The sequence below is a fragment of the Acidobacteriota bacterium genome (assembly GCA_039028635.1).
Classification (GTDB): domain Bacteria; phylum Acidobacteriota; class Thermoanaerobaculia; order Multivoradales; family JBCCEF01; genus JBCCEF01.
The window spans coordinates 43,088-63,641 of the sequence record JBCCHV010000004.1 but is presented as its reverse complement, the minus strand read 5'-3'; the positions used below and the strand labels follow the sequence as shown (position 1 = coordinate 63,641).

The window sequence follows — 20,554 nt, the reverse complement described above, 5'->3', positions numbered from 1 at the left end:
TTACGCCGCGGCGATGGCCTCGACCTCCACCAGCCAGTCGGGCGACACCAGGCCGGCGACGTAGACGGTGGTGATCGCCGGACGGACGCCGTCGAGGAGGTCGCGGCGCACCTCGAGCAGCGGCTCCATGTCCTCGCGCCGCACCAGGAAGAAGGACATCTTGACGATGTTCGAGAGCTCCATGTCGGCGGCACCGAGCACGGCCTCGAGGTTGGCCAAGGCCTGGCGGCACTGACCGTCGAAGTCCCGCGCCAGGGAGCCATCGGGAGCCACTCCGATCTGCCCGGAGATGTGGAGCAATCGCGCCCCGGCGCGGGTCTCGACGCCGTGGGCGTAAATGCCGTGGTAAGGCTCTCCGACGGGAAAGGGATCGTGGCGGATCGAGACGGACATGGCAGTTCCTCCGAGGGGATTGATGGTTGACAGCCGAGCCGCGATGGCATCGGCCGCTCGCTTCCACGCCCAAGAAGAACGACTACATCCGAAAATAAATTCCAGTCAATTCGAAAACAAATAAAAGCATTAACGAACAAACAGCGCGATCGAACCCACAGCGTGATCGCAGGCGCTATGCGCCCCGCCGGGATCACAACCAGCGGCGGTAACAGCGCCGCGCCAGCCAACAGGCGACCACCATCTCGAGCCAGGCCAGCGAGAGCACGACGGGCAGCAGCGCTGCCGGCGCCAATCCCATATTGACCATCGCGATCCAGAACAGCAGGAAGAGCATCCAAGCCAGGGTGGCGGCCGACAACAAACCGGTGAGCCCGGGTCCGAAGCGCTCCCAGGTCAGCCAGTCGAGCAGGACCACGAAGATCACCAGCAGGGTGTCCCACAGCGCCCAGACGAGAAAGATCGGAACGCTCATCGCCGCCGCCCCCGGCAGCTCGGCCAGGTGATCGCGTATCGCCGGCAGGACGATCACGAAGTAGCGCAATACTTCCGAGAGGTTGATCCAGAGGCTGACCACCAGGACCGTGAGGGCGAGGGCTTTCCAGGGCATCGTGCGGTCAGCTCGCGCCATCGGGTTCATGCGCCCACCCCACGCTCGACCGCCAGCAGGAGCTGCTCAACATAAGCCCGGAGCGGCTCGGCACGCGCCGTCGTGCGCGAATAGGACCACAGGCCCTGGGTCGAGACCACCAGAAACGCCGCCCAACGCTCAGCGTCGGCGGGCGACGCCGCGACCCCGGCGAGGGCCTGCCGAAAACCCCGCTCGAGGCGCTCGAGGTGAGCTTCGACCAGGGCCTGGAAGAGCGCCTCGTGGGGGCCGCTCTCCACCATCGTGTTGGCGAGCAAGCACCCCGGCCCCGGCAGACCGACGCTCTCGGCGAGGGCGATCTGATGCTCGAAGTAGGCCCGGATCTCCTTCCAGCCCGCCCCCGGCGCTTCGACGGCGGCGAAGGCCGGCGTCACCACGGCTTCGCAGTAGGCCTCGACGGCGGCGACGAACAACCCGCGCTTGTCGCCAAACTCGCCGTAGAGGCCGTGACGGTTCACCCCGGTGGCGGCGACGAGGTCGCGAATCGAGCTGGCGTAGTAGCCGTGCTGCCAGAAGCGCTGCATGGCGCGCAAAGCGACATCGGAACGGTCGTATTGCTTGGGTCGTGCCATGACAGAAGAATAACAGAATGATCATTCTGCAAAATATCGAAACAGGACAGTTCGGACGATTGCTAGAGTTCCTTCTGCCATGACCTACCGATGGATCCTTCTGCTGGCCCTGTTCGCGGTGCCGGCGAATGCCCTACCGGAGGTCTACATCGTCCTCTTTCCGGAAGCCCCTCTCGCCGAGCAGTGGGCCGCGCTGCGAGCGAGCTCCGGAGATGCCGCGACCCGCGTGGATCGGCGCCTCGATCCCCACTCGACCTTCAGCCGCGGGCGCCTGGCCGCCCTCGACCGGCAGCAAGCGGATCACCAACGTCACCTCGAGTCCCTCGTCGGGCGCCCGCTGGAGCCGCTGTTCCGCTACCGCGCCGCGGGCAACGGCCTGGCCTTGCGGCTGAGCCCGGAAGAAGCCCGCAAGATCGCCGGCTCGCCGCGGATCCGGCGCATCGCACGGGATGTCGAGCACACGGCGGCGACGGACCGAACGCCGGCCTTCCTCGGCGCCCCCGCGGTGTGGGACGGCACTGCCGTGACGACCGGCACCGGCTTCCGCGGTGAGGGAGTGGTGGTGGGCGTGCTCGACAGCGGCATCAACTTCGACCACCCCTCCTTCACCGCCGTGGCGGAGGACGGCTACGTCCACAGCAACCCCCTCGGCAGCGGTACCTTCCTCGGCTTCTGCGATCCCGGCCATCCGCGCTTCGACCCCGCCTTCGCCTGCAACGCCAAACTGATCGGCGCCTGGGACTTCGAGGATCCGATCAGCGGCGGCGACGGCCCTGAAGACGACGCCGGCCACGGCAGCCACGTCGCCGGCACGGCAGTCGGAAATCAGCTCGGCAACGGCAAGACGGCGGGTATCGCGCCGCGCGCCAACCTGGTGGTCTACGACGTCTGTCGCCCCGCCGGCCCGAGCCTGAGCTGCCCGACCTCGGCGACCTTCGCCGCCATCGACCAGGCGATCTTGGACGGCATCGTCGATGTGCTCAATTTCTCGGTCACCGGAGGCACCTCTCCCTGGGGCATCGACGCCGATCGCTTCTTCCTCAACGCCGTCGCCGCCGGCATGGTGGTGGTCGCCGCCGGCGGCAACACCGGCACTCCCGGCACGGTGCAGCACCTGGGACCGTGGATGACCACCGTCGCCTCCACCACCCACGACCGCGTCGCCGTCGAGAACCGGCTCGAAGGCTTTCTCGGCGGGCTGTCGCCGCCGGACGAACCGATCACCGGCGCCAGCCGCACCGCCGGCTACGGCCCGGCCCCGATGGTGCGCGCCGCCGACAGCTCCAACGGTGAGCCTCAGCCGCGCTTTTGCGAGGCGCCCTTCCCGGCCGCCACCTGGAGCGGCGAGATCGTGCTCTGCGAGCGCGGCCAGGTGGACCGCACCCTGGCCTGTGCCCACGCCCTCGCCGGCGGCGCCGGCGCCTGCGTTTTCGGCAACTCTGGCTTCACCGACGCCCGGCCGGTACCGGAAGCGCACGTCCTGCCGGCCACCCACGTCATCTGGGCCGACCGCAACACCCTCAACACCTGGCTCATCGGCGGCATGGGCCACCGCGCCACCCTGACCGCCGCGGCGCCGCGCCTCGACGGTGCCGCCGCCGACCGCATGGCGTCCTCCAGCTCGGCCGGCCCCAACCCGGCCTTCGATGGCCTCAAGCCAGACCTCGCCGCGCCCGGCGTCGAGATTTTCGCCCCCCGCCACACCACTTCACCGCTCACCGCTCCAGAGTTCGGCACCATGAGCGGCACCTCGATGGCGAGTCCCCACGTCGCCGGCGCCGCCGCCCTGTTGCGCGGCCTCCATCCCACCTGGACGCCGGACGAGATCCGCTCCGCCCTGATGACCACCGCCAATCCCAGCCTCGCCGACGGTCCCGGCGATGCCGACGCCCACGACGCCGGCGCCGGTCGCCTCGACCTGTCCCGCGCCGCGCTGGCCGGCCTGGTGCTCGACGAGACCGCCGCCAAATACCTCGCCGCCAACCCGGATCAGGGCGGCGACCCACGGAGCCTCAACTTGCCGAGCCTGGAGAACAGCGACTGCGACGGCCGCTGTAGCTGGCAGCGCAGCGTGCGCAGCACGCGCAGCGCCGCCGTCACGTGGATCGCCACCGGAACCGCCATTGGCGCGAGCTCCGCAGCGCTGCGCATCGAGGTCTCGCCGCCGAGCTTCGAGATGGACGACCCCACCGACCTGCAGGCGCTCACCGTCACCACCCAGGTGCTGCCCGGCGCGCCGGTCGACTTTCGCTGGATCTTCGGCGAAATCCTGCTCACCCCGAACGACGCCACCATCCCGACGGCCCGGCTGCCGGTCGCGATCTTCCCCACCGGCGTCGACCGCACGATCTTCACGGACGGCTTCGAGTCCGGGAACGTCAGCCGCTGGAGCCAGGCGGTGCCGTAGGGGCCCTCAGAGAGATCAGAGAGCAAGGCTAGCCCGGCCTTCTCACGAGTTTTCCTCGCGAGAGGCCGTAGGTTCATGAAGATGCAAGGCATCCGTCGCTGCCACGACGCAGCCGTACTCGACGTACTGCGAGGAGAGCAGGCGACGGATAACGCAGCAGATTCGGGGACCTACGGACGCGCAGCGGAAGCTCGTGAGAAGGGCGGGCTAAGGCTTGATCTCGACCGCCGTGCCCACCGGGACGAGGTCGAAGAGGCGTTTCATGTCGGCGTCGTCGAGAGCGACGCAGCCGAGGGTCCAGTCGCTCCCGGCACCGCGACCGTGAATGAAGATCTCGCCGCCGAGGGCGGTGTCCCAAGGCGGACAGTGGCCGCGCTCGAGGGCTGCCAGGATGCGTCGATGGTCTGCCTCGTCGATCAGCCCGGTGCGCAGGCCGCGCGCGGCATCTTCGGCGTTGGGATAGGTCAGACCGAGGGAGAGGTAGTACTGGCTCTGGGGATTCTTGATGCAGACCTCGAAACGGCCTTCCGGAGTGGCACCGTCCCCCTCGCGCAGCTTGTCGGCTCGCGGCTCGAAGCCGAGGCCGATCGGCACCCGCGCCACCAGCTTCTCACCGCGCCACAGGCGCAAGTTGCGGTCAGTCTTATGAATCTCGAGACGCAGCTCATCGCTCGGCGCGGCCAGCCCGCAAGGAATGCAGAACCAGAGCGAGCAGACTGCCAGCAGAAGTACCACGCAACGCATGCGATCCATACCCACTTCGACCGCCGAACCCGCGATCGAGTTCCCACGGCGGCCTAACGGTGCCAGCGAGCCCGGTGTCCGCGCAGATCGAAATGCACCATCTGGCGGCTGAAGAAATCGGCCTCGCCCTTGTAGGTGCCGACGCCACCGGCATCGCGGATCAACGAGCGATCGAGAATTCGGTAGACGATGTCGACGTCCCGGCCGTCGCTGCGACCATCGCCGTCGACATCGAGCACCAGTAGGTCGATGGCATCGCCGCGCAGATGAAGGCTGTTACGACTGGCGCCGCTCCATTGGGTGAGGAGCGCGTTGTCGAGGGCGAACCGCCGACCGCTCAGCACCCACAGCCGCGGCTGATGCCCGCGCTCCTCGAGCTCCGCCTTCAGAGCGCGATAGACACCGACGGTGGCGTCGTCGACTCCCGCCAACGAGCTGGTGTAGAACAGTCCTGCAGCCGCGAGGGCGAAGCCGGCGATCACCAGCCGAGTCGCCCAACGCAGAAAGCCGCGACTCTTTCGCCGCCCTGTCGCCGAGGAGGTTCCCTCCGCCCGCTTCAGGAGCTCCGCTCCGCCAGCAGCTCCCGCGCCAAGCCCGCCGCGGCCCCGAGGAAGCCGGCGGTGGCGTTGATCACCACGTCCCGCAGGTCGTAGTAGCGCTCCGGGAGAAAGTGCTGCAGGATTTCTTCGCCCCAACCGCCGATCAGGGTCAAGCCGACGGCACCAGCAAAGGCCAGCCAGAGGCGATTGCGGCGCGGCGTGGCCGGCCGGGTGCGGCGGAAGCGCCAACCGAGGGCCTCGAAGGCGAGGGCTCCGAAGAGGCCGTACTCGAGGTAGTGGAGGGCCTCTTCCGGGAGGTGCATACGCCAGACGATGAAGCCGTAGACCAGCGCCAGCAGGGCATAGACGATGACCTCGTGGCGGCGCGGTCGTACTCCACGACGCCACAGCCACAGCACCAGGGCGAGGCCGGTGGCGGCGAACAGACCCCCGACGGTGACCCGCAGCAGCCCTTGGTCACGCAGAAAGTTGGCGACCGGCCGGACGAAGCCGGCGCTGACGTAGACCGATCCCAAGACGGCGAACGCCACCATCCAGTAGCGGCGTTCTCGGCGCTGATTGTCGTCCATGACGGCGCTCCCGCGAGGCACGAGGGCTTGATCGGCCCGCTCGGCGGGAGGACGACCGGCAGGGAGCCGGCAGACCCCCTGCTCACCTCCTGCCGGGCGGCGGCTCAGTCCATCTGCTTGCGCAGTACGGTCGGAATGTCGTAGTCGTCGACACTCGACCAGTTGGGTCCATAGCCACCGCTGTCGTCGCCGCGGTTGTGGGCGATGGCCTTGCGGTAGAAGGGCACCTCCGGAGCCTCCGCCGCGACCACCTCTTCGAGCTCCGGCTCGGCTGCCGGAGCCGGCGCCGGCTCCGGCGCGCGCGCCGTCTGCACCGGCCGCTGGGCAGCCGCCGGAGTCCGGGGCTGGGGCTGCGGGATCGGCTCCGCCTCGGTGAACACTGGTTCCTGGCGCAGGCTCGGCCGCGCCTTGGCGGCCCGCTCCTCGCCGTCATGGTCGAAGCCGGTGGCGATCACGGTCACCTTCATGGCCTCGTCGAGGGTCTCGTCGATCACCATGCCGGAGATGATGTTGGCCTCCGTGTCGACGGACTCCTGGATGATGCGCGCCGCCTCGGCGACCTCGTGCAGGGTGAGGTCGTGACCGCCGGAGATGTTGAGCAAGACGCCGCGCGCGCCCTGAATCGAGGTCTCCTCGAGGAGCGGCGACGAGATCGCCCGCTGCGCCGACTCGATGGCGCGGTTCTCGCCCTTGGCGATACCGGTGCCCATCAGCGCCATGCCCATTCCGGTCATGATGGTGCGGACGTCGGCGAAGTCGACGTTGATCTCGCCCGGCACGGTGATCAGATCACTGATGCCCTGCACCGCCTGGCGCAGCACGTCATCGGCGATGCGGAAGGCCTCCGACAGGGGCGTGCCGCGCTCGACGAAGGACAGCAGGCGCTCGTTGGGGATGGTGATCAGGGTGTCGACGGCGGAGCGCAGCTCTTCGACCGCCTGCTCGGCGTAGCGCATGCGGCGCTTGCCCTCGAAACCGAAAGGCTTGGTGACCACCGCCACCGTCAGGGCGCCGATCTCAGCCGCCAGGGAGGCGATGATCGGCGCGGCGCCACCGCCGGTGCCGCCGCCGAGACCGGCGGTGAGGAAGATCATGTCGGCCCCGTCGAGGAACTCGAGAATCTTCTCGGTGTCCTCGAGGGCCGCCTTGCGGCCGATCTCCGGGTCGGCCCCGGCGCCGAGGCCGCGGGTGAGCTGACGCCCGATCTGCAGCTTGGTGGGGGCGCGGCACTTCTGCAGCGACTGCAGGTCCGTATTGGCGGCAATGAACTCGATGCCGCGCAGCTCGGCGTCGATCATGCGGTTGACGGCGTTGCCGCCGCCACCGCCGACACCGATCACGCGGATCTTGGCCGGAAAGGTCTCGCCGGTGTCCTCGTCCAGGCTGATCGCCAGGTCGAGATCCTGCAGCGCGTCCTCGTCTTCGAAAAGGATCATGGGTTAACCCCCTCTCGGGTCGATAATTGCGAAGTCGAAAGCCATGGGCCGCGCCGAGGGCACGGCGAATGCTGGAAGAAACGAAGCTGCGGCGCGGTGCGCCGAGCGAGATCGTGGGCCGGGCTCACAGCAAGTCCTCGAACATGCCCCGCAGGCTGCCCATCATGCCCTTGACGCTGAAGGTCGGTCGGCGCTTCGGCTCGCGCCGGCGCTCGGCGTCGCGACCGTAGAGCAACAGTCCGGAGGCGGCACACCAGGCCGGTGAATTGATCACGTCGACCAGACCTCCGAGCCCCCGCGGCAGGCCGTAGCGCACGCCGGTATCGAAGATCTGGGAGGCCATCTCGGCCAACCCGTCGAGCTGGGCACCGCCGCCGGTGAGCACCACGCCGCCGCGCAGGCGCTCATCGAAGCCGTGCTTGCCGAGATCGTCCCGCACCAGGCAGAAGAGCTCCTCGGCCCGCGGCTGCAGGATGCCGCAGAGCTCGCGCTTCGGCACCACCCGTTCGGCACCGCCGGCGACGCTCGGCACCGCCACGCCCTCTTGATCGGTGACCATGGTGGCGAGGCAACAGCCGCTTTTCACCTTGATGCGCTCGGCTTCGGCGAAGGGGGTGCGCAGCACCATCGCCAGGTCATTGGTGAAGTGGCCGGCGCCGATCGGCAGGACGGCACTGTGGTAGGGCTCGGCATCGAGGAAGAGGGCGTACTCGCTGGTGCCGCTGCCGATATCGAGCAGCAACACGCCGAGCTCGCGTTCGTCCGGCGTCAGCACCGCCGACGCCGAAGCCAGCGGCTCGAAGACCATCTCGATGACCTCGATGCCGGCCCGGTTGACGCAGGTCAGCAGCGTCTTCGAGCGGGTGACGTTGCCGGTCACCAGGTGGACCGTCACCTCGAGGCGGCTGCCGAGCATGCCCAGCGGATCGCCGATGCCGCCCTGCTCGTCGACCAGGAACTCCTGCGGGATGGCGTGCAGGATCTCGCGATCGGAAGGCAGGGCCGCCGCCTGGGCGGCATCGAGCACCCGCTGGATGTCCTGGCGGGTGATCTCGCGGTCGCGCCGCGCCACCGACACCATGCCGCGAGCGTTGACGCTGCGGATGTCGGCCCCGGCAACCCCGACATAGGCGCGCGAAATCTCCACCCCGGCCATCACCTCGGCCTCTTCGCTGGCTGCTTTGAGGGCATCGACGGTCGCCTCGACATTGACGATGTTGCCCTTGCGGGTGCCGCGATTGGGCGCCTCGCCACGGCCGACCACCTCGAGGGCGCCCTGATCGTCCATCTGACCGATCAGCACACCGACCTTCGAAGAGCCGATGTCGATGCCTACGTAATAGTCCTCAGGCTTGCTCATGAGCCCACCCCGTCTCGTGTTCCAATCATGCTTCGTTCCCCGCCGGCCGGAGCACGATGCGCTCCGCGTATCGCAAATCCAGAGCCACCAGACCCGGATATCGCAGTTCGATTTCCCCAACCAAGGACGCCAGGCGTCCCGCCTTCGGCGCGATCTGCCCGGCCCGCACCAGCAGCGGGAAGGGCAGCGACTCGGTGTGCAGCCGAGCCCCACCGTCAGACAAAACCTCGACCGCCGTCACTCCCTCGGCCCAGCGCGGCTCACTGGCCTCGAGCTCGGCGAGCACCTCGAGGGCCCGGGGCACCGCGTCTCCGCCGCCGGAAACCCGCGGCAGGCGGGCGGCGGCGCGGCCGGCGAGGGCCTCGATCGGCTCGCCGGAGGCATCCGCCAGCCAGTCCTCGCCCTCCCGTTCGATCACCGCCACCGGCTGCCGTTCGACCACCGCCACGACCAGCCGGTGGGGCAGCTCCTTCGACACCTCGAGGCCGGCAATCCAGGGATGACGCGACAAAGCGGTATCGACCTCGGCCAGCGAGAGGGTCAGCAGATTGCGACCCACCAAGGGCTCGAGGGACTGCTCGATCCAGCCGTCGGTGACCTGGGCGGTGCCCTCGACCACCGTTTCGCGCAGTGCGAAGTGCGGCGAGCTCAAGGCCCAAGACCCGGTCGCCACGGGCAGCCCGACGAGCAGCACGGCGAGGGAGAAGGGCCGCCACAGGGAGAGCGCCAGGCTGCGCTTCTTGCGCTTCGGCTTGACCGCCCGGCGGCGGAAGGGCAGCACCTGACCACCGGTCGGGCGCACCGGCCCGAGGACGGTACTCGGCCGCTGCCGCGGATCGTCGCTCACGACGAGCCTCCTTCCTCTTCGACCAGGGCGATGCCGAGCTTGTAGATATCGCCGGCGCCGAGGGTGATGACCAGATCGCCCGCGGCGATGTCGTCGGCGAGCAAAGCCGGGGCGTCCTGCCAGCGCGGGCAGTGCACCACCTGGCGGTGACCGCTGGCCTTGGCGGCGTCCAGGATGAGCTGCGCCGAGACCCCCTCGAGGGGGTCTTCGCGCGAGCCGTAGATGTCCGTCACCAGAGCCCGGTCGGCTTCCAGCAAGGCGCGTCCGAAGGCTTCTCCCTGGTCGCGGGTGCGCGAGTAGAGATGGGGCTGGAAGACCGCGTGGACGCGCGCCTTGGGATAGCTCTGGCGCGCCGCTCGCAGGGTCGCCACCACCTCCGTGGGATGGTGGGCGTAGTCGTCGACGACGTCGGCGCCGCGCCAGCGGCCGAGACGCTCGAAGCGACGGTGGACCCCTCCGAAGGTCGACAGGGCCTCGCTGATGCGAACGAAATCGAGCTCCATGGCGAGGCCGACGCCGACCGCCGCCAGGGCGTTGCGCACGTTGTGCTCGCCGGGCATGGGCAGGTCGACCCGCCCCAGCAAGCCGTGCTGCGAGCTGCGCACCTTGAAGCGCATGCCATGACCGATGGCCTCGAGATCGAAGGCGGCGAGCTCGGCCTGCGGCGACAGGCCGTAGGTGACGACGCGGCGCTCGCGCAGGGCCGGCAAGAGCGACTGAATGTTGGGATCATCGAGGCACAGGATGACGCGGCCGAAGAAAGGCACGCGGTTGGCGAACTCCTCGAAGGCGTCGCGAATGGCATCGAGATCGGGGTAGGTGTCGAGGTGCTCGCGATCGATCGAGGTCACCACCGCGATCACCGGATGGAGGCGCAGGAAGCTGCGATCGAACTCGTCCGCCTCGGCCACCAGATAGTCGCTCTGGCCGAGACGTGCGCCGGTGCCGAGGGCGCGCACCCGACCGCCGACGATCACCGTCGGATCGAGGCCGGCTTCGGTGAGCACGGTGCCGACCAGCGAGGTGGTGGTGGTCTTGCCGTGGGTGCCGGCGACGGCGACGCCGTACTTGAGGCGCATCAGCTCGGCGAGCATCTCGGCCCGCCGCACCACCGTGATGCCGCGACCGCGGGCAGCGCGCACTTCCGGGTTGTCCTCGGAAACGGCCGAGGAGATGACCAGCAGATCGACACCACCGTTGAGGTTCTCGGCCGCGTGGCCCTGGCAGATCCGGGCTCCGAGGCGCTCCAGCCGGGCCGTCACCTCGGACGCCACCAGATCGCTGCCGCTGACCTCGAAGCCGTTGTCGAGGAGAACCTCGGCGATGCCGCTCATGCCGGTGCCGCCGATGCCGACGAAGTGCAGCCGGCGCAGGCCGAAGCGCTGAAAGATCATGCCGCCCTCCGATCGTTGGCGAGGGCGTCGATGTGATCGGCGATGGCACCGGCGGCCCCGCGCGGGGCGAGCTGGCGCGCCGCCCGCCCCATCACCGCCAAGCGCTCGGCATCCGCCAGCACCGGGGCCAGCACCTCCGCCAGGCGGCCACCGTCGGCGTCCTCGGAGGACACCACCAGCGCGGCACCGGCATCGGCGAGATGGCGGGCGTTGTTCATCTGATGGCCCCCCGCCAGGGACAGGGGCACCAGCACCGAGGCGCGGCCGGCGGCACAGATCTCGGCCGTCGTCATCGCCCCGGCGCGCGAGATCAGGAGATCGCTGGCGGCCATCTCGGCAGCGACATCGGCGAGAAAACCGGTGATCTGGAACTGCTTCTCCGAGCCGGTGCCGGCGTCGAGACCGGCTTCGCCGTAGGCCTCGAGGGCGGCTTCGACCTTCTCGCGACCGGCCTGGTGGAGAACCCGCAGGCCAGCAAAGCGCTCGCCGAGGGTCGCCAAGGCGCGCGGCACCTCGCGATTGAGCTGCACCGCTCCCTGACTGCCGCCGAGGACCAGCAGGCGCAGCGCCGAAGGATCGACGGCACGGTCCGGAACGTCGTGGAAGACGCTCCGCACCGGCACTCCCGTCACCCAGGCCGGACACTGCAGCCGGTCGACGGTCTGGGGGAACGCCACCACCGCACCACTCGCCCAGCGCGACAGCCAGCGGTTGGCCACGCCGGCCTCGGCATTGGGCTCCACCAGCAGGCTCGGCCGGCCGGCGAGGCGACCGCCGATCATCGCCGGCGCCGAGACGTAGCCGCCGGTGCCGACCACCACCGCCACCTGGAGGCGCCGGATTCGGCCGGCGGCCTTGAGGGCCGAGCGCCCGACGGTGAACAGTGCCTTGACCTGGCTCCACGGCCCGCGTCCGACCAGGGGCCGCGCCGGCAAGGCGTCGAAGACCCCGCCGCGCTCCTCCACCAGGCGCGCCTCGAGGCCCTGGGGCGAGCCGGTGAAGCGGGTGCGCCAGCCGCGCGCCTCGAGCTCGTCGGCGATCGCCAGGGCCGGGAAGACGTGCCCGGCGGTGCCGCCGCCGGCAAAGTAGGCCAGCTTGTCCGGCGCCGCCGTCATGAGTGCTCCGAGATGTTGAGCAGCAGACCGCAGGCGGCCAGGGTGGCCACCAACGACGATCCGCCATAGGAGATCAGCGGCAGAGGAATGCCCTTGGTGGGCAGCAGCGCGACGGCGACGCTGGCATTGATCATCGCCTGGATGACGATGGTGGCGGTCAAGCCCCAGGCGAGGTAGCGGCCGAAGGTGTCCGGCGCCCGCAGGCCGGCGCGCACGCCGCGCCAGAGGAAAACCATGAACAGCGCCACCAGCCCGAGAGCGCCGATCAGGCCGAGCTCCTCGGCGACGATGGCGTAGACGAAGTCCGAATGGGGATGGGGCAGGAAGTACTGCTTCTGCATGCTGTCGCCCAAGCCAAGCCCGAAGACTCCGCCGGAGCCCACCGCGATCAGCGACTGCAGGGCCTGGAAGCCACTCCCCAGGGGATCCTTCTCGGGGTCGAGGAAGGCGAACAGGCGCTGCCGCCGGTAGGGCACCGAGATCACCAGGAACCAGATCAGCGGCGCCAGCACCACCCCGGCGGCGAACAGGTAGCGCCAGGCGAGACCGGCGAGGAAGACCAGCACGAAGGTCACCGTCAACATCAGGACGGCGTTTCCGAGGTCCGGCTCCAGCAGCACCAGAAAGGCGCACAGCCCCGCCACCAGACCACAGGGCACCAGTAGCTGAGGCTGGTTGACGCGCTCGATCTTGCGATCGAGCTGGTAGGCCAGAAACAGCACCAGCACGATCTTCGCTCCCTCCGAGGGCTGAAGCGAGAAGGGACCGATGAAGAACCAGCGGCTGGTGCCGTTGAGCTCCGGCGAGAACAGCACCGCCACCAGCGAAGCCAGCGACAGGCAGAGCAGGCCGTAGACCACCACCATCGGCCGGAAGCGGCGATAGTCGAAGTGCATCAGGGCCACCATCAGCAGCAGACCAACGACCGCCGCCACCCCCTGCTTGAGGAGGAAGGGATTGATCCCCTGACCGTGATCGCGCGCCACCGCAGCACTGGCCGAATACACCATGATCAAGCCAAAGCCGAGGAGCGCAACGATGACGGTGAAGAGCCATTTATCAAAGGCGAGCTTTTTCGCCATGGGGCCCTCCTACCCGTCGTTCGGTGCCGGCGACCACTTCGGCGACCAGCTGCTGGAAGCGCTCGCCGCGGTGGGCGAAGCTGCGGAATTGATCGAAGCTGGCACAGGCCGGCGAAAGCAGCACCAGATCGCCGGGCTGAACCCGCGACGCGGCCGATGCGACGGCCCGCTCGAGGGTGCCGCAGGGCTCGAGGGGAGCCGCCCCGTCGAGGGCCACCGCCAGCTGCGACGCGGCCTCGCCGATCAGATAGACGCGCCGAGCCTTGCGCGCCACCATCGGCGCCAACACCGCCGGATCGTCGCCCTTCGACTGACCGCCCAAAATCAGATGAACAGCCCCGTCGGGCAGATCTTCGAGGGACTTGAGGGTCGCCGCCGCGTTGGTGCCCTTGGAGTCGTCATACCAGGCGACGCCGCGCTGGTGGGCGATGCGCTGCATGCGATGGGGCAGCCCCCGGAAGCTCGCCAGGCCACGCCGGACCGCCTCCGGCGAAGCGCCAACGGCGCGCGCCAGCAAGGCCGACGCCATGGCGTTCTCGAGGTTGTGCAGGCCGGCGAGGGGCACCTCGGAGCGTCGGAAGAGCTCGATCGGCTCCTCTCCCGGGGCCACCTCGAGGATCCGATCGTCGTCCAGACAGCAGCCGTCTTCGACCCGCCGTCGCGACGAGAACCAGCGCAGTCGTGGCCCCTCGCCGCCGGCGAGATCGGCAGCGATGCGCTGTCCGTAGGAATCTTCGGCGTTCAGCACCGCGAGATCGCCGCGGCGTTGGCGGCTGAAAATGCGGGCCTTGGCGGCGGCATAGGCGTCGAGATCGGGATAGCGGTCGAGGTGGTCCGGAGCCACGTTGAGGAGCGCCGCGGCAGCCGGCCGGAAGCGCTCGACGGTCTCGAGCTGAAAGCTCGACAGCTCGACCACGAAGGCGCGCTCGGCGGTGCCCTCGACGCGCGCCGTCAAGGGCTCGCCGATGTTGCCGCAGACCTCCGTCTCGCGGCCGGCGGCGCGCAGCATGGCGCCGGTGAGAGCGGTGGTCGTGCTCTTGCCGTTCGAGCCGGTGATCGCCACCAGCAGTCCGCTGACCAGCGGATAGGCGAGCTCGACCTCCGCCAGCACCGGCACCCCCTGCTGGCGAGCCGAGGCCAGCAAGGGACGATCGAGGGGCACGCCCGGGCTGAGGATCACGGCATCCACCGAATCGGGCAAGGTCTGCGGGTCGCAGCCCGCCAGCAGCCGGAAGTCCGGTCCCTCCTCGAGGGCCAGGGCCTCGGCGCTGCGGCGGTCGACACCGATCACCGCGACGCCGTGGGCGCGCAGCAAGCGCATGGCGGCGACGCCGGAAACACCCAGGCCGTAGACCAGCACTTGCCGCCAGTGGGCGGGAGGCCAGGACGGGGAGGAGCCGTTGGTGTTCATCGCAGTTTGAGGGTCGAGAGGCCGAACAGGGCGCAGAGGCCGGCCAAAATCCAGAAGCGAACGATGATCTTGGGCTCGGCCCAACCGGCGAGCTCGAAATGGTGATGCAGGGGCGCCATGCGCAGCACCCGTTTGCCGGTGAGCTTGAAGGACGCCACCTGCAAGATCACCGACAGGGCCTCGAGAACGAAGATGCCGCCCACCAGCACCAGCACGATCTCCTGCTTGGCGAGCACCGCCACGATGCCGATGGCGGCCCCGATGGAGAGCGAGCCGACATCCCCCATGAAGACTTCCGCCGGATGGGCGTTGAACCACAGGAACCCGACCCCCGCCCCGACCAGGGCGGCGCAGAAGATGGTGACCTCCCCGGCACCGGCGACGTACTCGACCTGCAGATAGCTCGCCACCACGCGGTTGCCGGCGACATAGGTGAAGACGGCGTAGGTCGACGCCGCGATCAGGGTCACGCCGATGGCCAGGCCGTCGAGGCCGTCGGTCAGGTTGACGGCGTTCGACGAACCCACCAGCACGAAAGCGACGAAGGGCACATAGGCCAGGCCGAGGGGCAGCACCACCTGCTTGAAGAAGGGGAAGGCGAGGGTGTCGCTGAAGTCGTAGGGATGGGGCAAGGCGCGCAACGCCACCGCCGCCAGGCCCGCCGCCAGCACCTGCAGGATGAACTTGCTGCGTGCCGTCAGGCCGAGGTTGCGACGGTTGCGCACCTTCATGTAATCGTCGGCGAAGCCCACCGCGGCGAAGGCCACCGTCACCCCGACGGCGATCCAGACGTAGTAGTTGGTGAGGTTGGCCCACAGCAGCGTCGACACCACCACCGAAAAGATGATCAGGAGGCCGCCCATGGTGGGCGTGCCGGCCTTGATGTGGTGCTGCTCCGGTCCGACGTCGCGAATGTTCTGGCCGACGCTCAATCGCCGCAGGGTGCGGATGAAGCGCGGCCCGAGGAGCAGCGAGATCAACAGCGCCGTCACGATCGCCCCGGCGCCCCGGAAGGTGATGTAGCGGAAGACATTGAAGATCGCGAACTGCTCGCTCAGCGGATAGAGGAGGTGGTAGAGCATCAGGCCTCCCCTCCGGCCAGGCGCAAGCGCTCGACCACCGCCTCGAGGGCGACGCCGCGAGATCCCTTGATCAGCACCGTGTCGCCGGCCCCGAGCTCGGCGGCGGCGAAGGACGCGGCGGCGGCGGCATCGGCGAACCAATGAGTGACCGCTCCGGCCTCCTTGGCGCCGGCCACCAGGTCGCGCGCCAGCTCCCCCACCCCGATCACCGGCGAGAAGCCCGCCTCGGCGGCGTGGCGGCCGGTCTCGCGATGGAACCGGGGCGTTTCCGGCCCGAGCTCGCGCATCTCGCCGAGCACCGCCCAACGGCGCCCGGAGCCCAACGCGGCCACGGCACTCAAGGCGGCAGCCGCCGCCTCCGGATTGGAGTTGTAGGAGTCGTCGATCAGCCGACCACCGCCGGGCAGATCGTGGACTTCGCCGCGGCCGGCGGCGGGCTCGGCTTCACCGAGGGCGACCGCGATCTCCTCCATCGGCACCCCGAGGGCAGAGGCACAGGCGGCCGCGGCGACCGCGTTGTCGACGTTGTGGCGACCGATCAGCGGTAGCTCGACAGCGATCTCGCGCTCGCCCAGGCGCAGCCGAAAGCGGCATCCCGGCCGATCACCGGTCAGCGGTGCCAGATCCTCGGCCCAGGCGCTGAGGGTCTCCGGCGCCCCCGGGCTACCGAACCACACCACCCGACTCGGCACCTCGCCGCTGTCGGCGAAACGACGCACCACCCGCCGCACCTGGGGATCGCTGGCATTGGCCACCACGATGCCGCCTCGGGTGAGGCCTTCGAGGATCTCCGCCTTGGCTTCGGCGATCGCCTCGAGGGTGCCGAAAAACTCCAGATGGGCCGGTCGGACATTGGTCAACAGCACCACCTCGGGCTTCCCCAGGCGGCTGATCTGGCCGAGCTCGCCGGGGGTCGACATGCCCATCTCCGCCACCATCCACTCGCTGTCTTCGGGAATGTTGAGCAGCGCCAGCGGGAAGCCGTAGAGGTTGTTGAGGTTGCCGGGGCTCTTGGCGACCCGGAACCGCTTCGCCAACACTCGCGCCAGCAGCTCCTTGGTCGAGGTCTTGCCGGCCGAGCCGGTGATCGCCACCAGCCGTTCGGGCACCTGCCGGCGCACCGCCCGAGTGAGATCGTGGAGCGCCTGGTAGGTGTCCTCCACCTGGATCAGCACCGCATCGGACGGCGCATCGACGGGGCGATGCACCACCGCCGCGGCGGCTCCGGAGCGCAGCGCCGAGGTCACGAAACGATGGCCGTCCGTCTGCTCGCCGGCGAGGGCGAAGAACAGCTCGCCGCCGCGGATGCGCCGGGAGTCGATCGCCACCCCTTCGTAGACCGCCCCGGCCATGCTGACGCCGGTCGCCCCCATCGCTGCTGCCGCCTCAGCCACGGACCGCCTCACCGCACCTCCCTTCGAGAGCCCGTCGGGCCTCTTCGTGGTCACTGAAGCGAATCTCGCGGTCGCCGATCGTCTGCACCTGCTCGTGGCCCTTGCCGGCGATCAACACCGCCTGATCGTCGCGCGCCACGGCGATCGCCCGGCGAATCGCCTCGCGCCGGTCGGGCACCACTCGGTAGGACCGATTGCCACTCTCGGCCAGTCCCTTCTCGACCTCCGCCAGGATGTCGTGGGGATCCTCGCCGCGTGGGTTGTCGGAGGTCACGATCGGGAGCTCGGCGAGCTCGCCGGCGATGCGTCCCATGGTGTGGCGCTTGCCGCGGTCACGATCGCCGCCGCAGCCGAAGACCACGATCAACGAGCGGCCGGTGATCTCCGCCAGCGAGCTGAGGGCGGCGCGCAAAGCCTCTTCGGTGTGGGCGTAGTCGACGAACACCGGCAGATCGTCCGGCGCCGAAACGCGCTCCATGCGGCCGGTGATCGGCGCCACCTCGGCGAGGCCGTCGGCGATCACCTCGTGGGCCACGCCGAGGGCTTCGGCACCGGCGGCGGCGGCCACCAGGTTGGCGAGGTTGAAGCGCCCGAGGAGGGGCGAGCGAAAGGCCAGATCGCCGCGCGGCGTCCGCAGGGTGGCGCGGGTGCCGGTGAGGTCGAGATGGGCATCGACCACGGCGACATCCGCCGCCGCCCCCTGGGCCGAGTAGGTGCGCAGGCCGGGACGCTCCTCGACCATCCGCCGGCCGAAGGAATCGTCGACATTGACCACCCCGACACCGCCATCGCGCAAGCGATCGAAGATCGCGGCCTTGGCCTGGAAGTAGCTCTCGAGATCGCCGTGGAGGTCGAGATGGTCGCGGGTCAGGTTGGTGAACACGGCGAGGTCGAGGGCGAGCTCTCCCAGGCGCCCCAGGGCGAGGGCGTGGGACGACATCTCCATCGCCACCGCGGCGGCGCCAGAATCGGCCATGCGGCGCAGCAGGCGGAAGAGGTCGGACCCTTCCGGCGTGGTGCGGGCAGCGCTCTCGACCCATTCGCCGAAGCCGTAGCCGAGGGTGCCGAAGATGCCGCACGGCCAGCCGGCTCGGGTCAGGATCGACTGCAGCAGGGCGACCACCGTCGACTTGCCGTTGGTGCCGGTGACGCCGGCGACCCGCAGCTCACGCCCAGGCCAATTCCACAGGCGGTCCGCCAGCGGCGCCAGCAGGCGATGGGGATCATCCGCCGTCAGCCAGGGCACGGCCTCGGTGCCGGCGGGCCGGGCGCTGGCGGTGGCGGCGAGCACGGCGCGAGCGCCGGCAGCGATCGCCTGGGGCGCGAACTCGGCACCGTCGAAGCGCTCCCCCTGCCAGGCGACGAAGAGGTCCCCCGGCGCCACCCGCCGGGAGTCGTGACTGACCCCCGTCACCTCGGTGTCGGCGGCCTGGTCGCGGCCGACGACGGGCTGGTCGGCGAACAGCTCGCGAAGCTTCACGACGGCTGTCCTCCCGCGCCTTCGGCCACCCCCTGCGCCGCCACCTCCGGAGTCTCGCCGGGCCAGCGCTGCGGCCGCGGGCGCTCCGGCGGCACCCCGAGGTAGAGCAAGATCGGCTCGATCATGGCCGAGAACACCGGCGCCGCCACGTCACCGCCGTGGTACCAAGGCGGCTGCGGCTCGTCGACCACCACCACCGCCACCACCGCCGGCCGGCGCGCCGGAGCGAATCCGGCGAAGCTCGCCACGTAGCGCCCCGGCAGATACTGGCCGTTGGGCGACACCTTCTGGGCGGTGCCGGTCTTGCCGGCCACCGTGTAGCCAGGGATGGCCGCGGCCTTGCCGGTGCCGCCCTCGAGAACGACGCCTTCGAGCAAGCGCTCGACCTCGCGGGCAATGCCCGAAGACACCGGCCGACCGATGATCTCGGTCTCGGCGCGATGCGACACCCCCGCCGGCGAGCGGCCCTCGGCCACGATGTACGGACGGTAGAGAACGCCGCCGTTGGCGATCGCGGCGAAGGCCGAGGCGAGCTGCAGCGGCGTGATCGAGATCTCGTGGCCGAAGGAGACATAGGCCTCGCTGAGATTCCACCAACGCTCCAGGGGATGGACGATGCCGGAGCTCTCGCCGGGCAGATCGATCCCCGTCTTGCGACCGAAGCCAAAGGCTCGCACCGCCTCGTGGAGGCCTTCCTCCCCGACCCGCAAGCCGGTCTTGATCGCCCCCACGTTGCTCGACTTCGCGATCACCTCACGGAAGGTGAGCTCACCGAAGGGCTTGTGGTCCTTGATGCGCGTGCGGCCGAAGTTGATGCCACCCATCTCGCAATCGAGGACGTCACCGGGGTCGATCAGGTTGGCCGACAGGGCGGCGGCGGCGGTAACCATCTTGAAGGTCGATCCCGGCTCGTAGGCGGTCTCTATGGCGTTGTTGCGGCGCTCCTCGGCAGTGGCCTCGCCGAAGTGGTTGGGGTCGAAGGCGGGCAGCGAAACCAGCGCCAGCACGGCACCGGTCGAGGGATCGAGCACCACCGCCTGGCCGGCGCGAGCCTTGAAGCGCGCGATGGCCTTGCCGAGCTCGCGCTCGACGTGATGCTGGATCGAAGCGTCGAGGGTGAGCACGAGATCGTTGCCCGGCCGAGCCGCCGAGCCGTCGAGATTCGGCGACACCGCCGCCTGCCGCCGGGCATCGCGCAGCACCGTGCGATGGCCGACCTCACCGGTCACCGAGCTCTCGTACTCGAGCTCGAGGCCGGCGAGCCCCTGATTGTCGGTGCCGACATACCCCAGAACCGACGCCGCCAGACGCCGGTTGGGGTAATAGCGCTTGCTCTCTTCCTGGAAGCCGACGCCGGGCAGGTCGAGCTGGCGAAGCTCCGCCACCCGCGGCGGGTCGAGCTTGCGTGCCAAATAGACGAACTCCCGGTCTTCGGCGAGCTTGGCCGCCACCTTGGCGGGGTCGAGCTCGAGCACCGCGGCGATCGAGCGCGCCACCTGCGGGCGATCCTGATCCGAGATCTTGGCCGGATCGGCCCACGCCGAGTGCACCGGAACGGAGACCGCCAAGGAGCGCCCCCGGGCGTCGAGAATGGCGCCGCGGGCCGGCGCCGTCTCGACCACCCGCTGCTGCTGCCGACGCGCCTTCTCGCCATATTGGTCGTGCTGCACCACCTGCAGCGCCACCAGCCGAGCGGTCAAGGCGACGCACCACAGCACCACCCCCACCACCAGAAAGCGCAGGCGACCCTTCACCGCAGCTCTCCCCAGAACAACACCTGGTCGACGGAGGAAGGCACCATGCCGAGCTCCTCGCTGGCCCGCGCCTCGACCCGATGGGGACTCGACAGATAGGTCGCTTCGAGCTCGAGCTGCTTCTGGCGACGGGACTTCTCGTGCAGCGCCTTTTCGAGGCGATCCACCCGATAGCCGGTTTCGAGCACCTGGAGATGCAGCCAGGTGAAGGCCAGCAGGCCGAGGCCGAGGGGCACCACCAACGCCAACACCACCGCCAGCTCGCGCAGCCGGCGGCGATCGCGCTCACGCACGAGATAGTCGTT

The 20,554-nt window shown here is 69.5% G+C and carries 19 protein-coding genes; 1 reads left to right on the top strand and 18 read right to left on the bottom strand.

All coding sequences use genetic code 11. The features are described 5' to 3' along the window. The 3 genes from AAF604_02860 to AAF604_02850 all read right to left on the bottom strand — a co-directional run bounded on the left by AAF604_02860 (nucleotide 1) and on the right by AAF604_02850 (nucleotide 1,614). Nucleotides 1-393 (bottom strand): RidA family protein, encoded by a 393-nt coding sequence (locus AAF604_02860; protein ID MEM7048567.1) that lies wholly within the window; start codon nucleotides 391-393, stop codon nucleotides 1-3. Between the two features lie 193 nt (nucleotides 394-586). Then, entirely contained in the window at nucleotides 587-1,024 is a 438-nt protein-coding gene (locus tag AAF604_02855) for a hypothetical protein (GenBank protein MEM7048566.1), read from the bottom strand. Nucleotides 1,025-1,029: 5 nt separating this feature from the next. Then, nucleotides 1,030-1,614: a TetR/AcrR family transcriptional regulator gene (locus tag AAF604_02850; protein MEM7048565.1), complete on the bottom strand. Its 585-nt coding sequence runs from the start codon at nucleotides 1,612-1,614 to the stop codon at nucleotides 1,030-1,032. A 79-nt stretch (nucleotides 1,615-1,693) separates the two neighbouring features. Here AAF604_02850 and AAF604_02845 point away from each other — a divergent pair, with 79 nt between their 5' ends. Further along, nucleotides 1,694-4,021, top strand: a complete 2,328-nt coding sequence (locus AAF604_02845) for a S8 family serine peptidase (GenBank protein MEM7048564.1) — start codon at nucleotides 1,694-1,696, stop codon at nucleotides 4,019-4,021. Between the two features lie 207 nt (nucleotides 4,022-4,228). Here the strand turns inward: AAF604_02845 and AAF604_02840 are convergent, their stop codons facing one another. The 15 genes from AAF604_02840 to AAF604_02770 all read right to left on the bottom strand — a co-directional run bounded on the left by AAF604_02840 (nucleotide 4,229) and on the right by AAF604_02770 (nucleotide 20,542). Further along, entirely contained in the window at nucleotides 4,229-4,774 is a 546-nt protein-coding gene (locus AAF604_02840) for a L,D-transpeptidase family protein (protein ID MEM7048563.1), read from the bottom strand. Nucleotides 4,775-4,818: 44 nt separating this feature from the next. Continuing rightward, nucleotides 4,819-5,247, bottom strand: a complete 429-nt coding sequence (locus AAF604_02835; GenBank protein MEM7048562.1) for a hypothetical protein — start codon at nucleotides 5,245-5,247, stop codon at nucleotides 4,819-4,821. Between the two features lie 74 nt (nucleotides 5,248-5,321). Further along, a complete protein-coding gene (locus tag AAF604_02830) occupies nucleotides 5,322-5,894 on the bottom strand; it encodes a hypothetical protein (GenBank protein ID MEM7048561.1) in 573 nt (190 codons plus the stop codon). Nucleotides 5,895-5,998: 104 nt separating this feature from the next. Beyond that, a complete protein-coding gene (gene ftsZ, locus AAF604_02825) occupies nucleotides 5,999-7,330 on the bottom strand; it encodes a cell division protein FtsZ (protein MEM7048560.1) in 1,332 nt (443 codons plus the stop codon). Nucleotides 7,331-7,454: 124 nt separating this feature from the next. Further along, nucleotides 7,455-8,690: a cell division protein FtsA gene (ftsA, locus tag AAF604_02820; protein MEM7048559.1), complete on the bottom strand. Its 1,236-nt coding sequence runs from the start codon at nucleotides 8,688-8,690 to the stop codon at nucleotides 7,455-7,457. Nucleotides 8,691-8,715: 25 nt separating this feature from the next. Then, on the bottom strand, nucleotides 8,716-9,537 hold the full coding sequence (locus AAF604_02815) for an FtsQ-type POTRA domain-containing protein (GenBank protein ID MEM7048558.1): 822 nt from the start codon (nucleotides 9,535-9,537) through the stop codon (nucleotides 8,716-8,718). Beyond that, nucleotides 9,534-10,931, bottom strand: a complete 1,398-nt coding sequence (murC, locus tag AAF604_02810; GenBank protein MEM7048557.1) for a UDP-N-acetylmuramate--L-alanine ligase — start codon at nucleotides 10,929-10,931, stop codon at nucleotides 9,534-9,536. The genes AAF604_02815 and murC overlap by 4 nt, the downstream gene beginning before the upstream one ends. Further along, a complete protein-coding gene (gene murG / locus AAF604_02805) occupies nucleotides 10,928-12,046 on the bottom strand; it encodes an undecaprenyldiphospho-muramoylpentapeptide beta-N-acetylglucosaminyltransferase (GenBank protein MEM7048556.1) in 1,119 nt (372 codons plus the stop codon). Before murG ends, murC begins: the two co-directional genes overlap by 4 nt. Further along, nucleotides 12,043-13,128 (bottom strand): putative lipid II flippase FtsW, encoded by a 1,086-nt coding sequence (ftsW, locus tag AAF604_02800; GenBank protein ID MEM7048555.1) that lies wholly within the window; start codon nucleotides 13,126-13,128, stop codon nucleotides 12,043-12,045. The genes murG and ftsW overlap by 4 nt, the downstream gene beginning before the upstream one ends. Further along, the gene (murD, locus tag AAF604_02795; GenBank protein MEM7048554.1) at nucleotides 13,106-14,539 is read right to left on the bottom strand and encodes a UDP-N-acetylmuramoyl-L-alanine--D-glutamate ligase; all 1,434 of its coding nucleotides are present in this window, start codon (nucleotides 14,537-14,539) and stop codon (nucleotides 13,106-13,108) included. The genes ftsW and murD overlap by 23 nt, the downstream gene beginning before the upstream one ends. Beyond that, nucleotides 14,536-15,621, bottom strand: coding sequence for a phospho-N-acetylmuramoyl-pentapeptide-transferase (gene mraY, locus AAF604_02790; GenBank protein ID MEM7048553.1), 1,086 nt, complete (start codon nucleotides 15,619-15,621; stop codon nucleotides 14,536-14,538). Before mraY ends, murD begins: the two co-directional genes overlap by 4 nt. Continuing rightward, nucleotides 15,621-17,015, bottom strand: coding sequence for a UDP-N-acetylmuramoyl-tripeptide--D-alanyl-D-alanine ligase (gene murF / locus AAF604_02785; protein ID MEM7048552.1), 1,395 nt, complete (start codon nucleotides 17,013-17,015; stop codon nucleotides 15,621-15,623). Before murF ends, mraY begins: the two co-directional genes overlap by 1 nt. Beyond that, the gene (locus tag AAF604_02780; protein ID MEM7048551.1) at nucleotides 17,008-18,495 is read right to left on the bottom strand and encodes a UDP-N-acetylmuramoyl-L-alanyl-D-glutamate--2,6-diaminopimelate ligase; all 1,488 of its coding nucleotides are present in this window, start codon (nucleotides 18,493-18,495) and stop codon (nucleotides 17,008-17,010) included. Before AAF604_02780 ends, murF begins: the two co-directional genes overlap by 8 nt. Then, a complete protein-coding gene (locus AAF604_02775; protein ID MEM7048550.1) occupies nucleotides 18,492-20,249 on the bottom strand; it encodes a penicillin-binding protein 2 in 1,758 nt (585 codons plus the stop codon). The genes AAF604_02780 and AAF604_02775 overlap by 4 nt, the downstream gene beginning before the upstream one ends. After that, nucleotides 20,246-20,542 carry a hypothetical protein gene (locus tag AAF604_02770; protein MEM7048549.1) on the bottom strand — a complete coding sequence of 99 codons (297 nt, stop codon included), beginning with the start codon at nucleotides 20,540-20,542 and terminating at the stop codon, nucleotides 20,246-20,248. The genes AAF604_02775 and AAF604_02770 overlap by 4 nt, the downstream gene beginning before the upstream one ends. Nucleotides 20,543-20,554 lie beyond the last annotated feature (12 nt).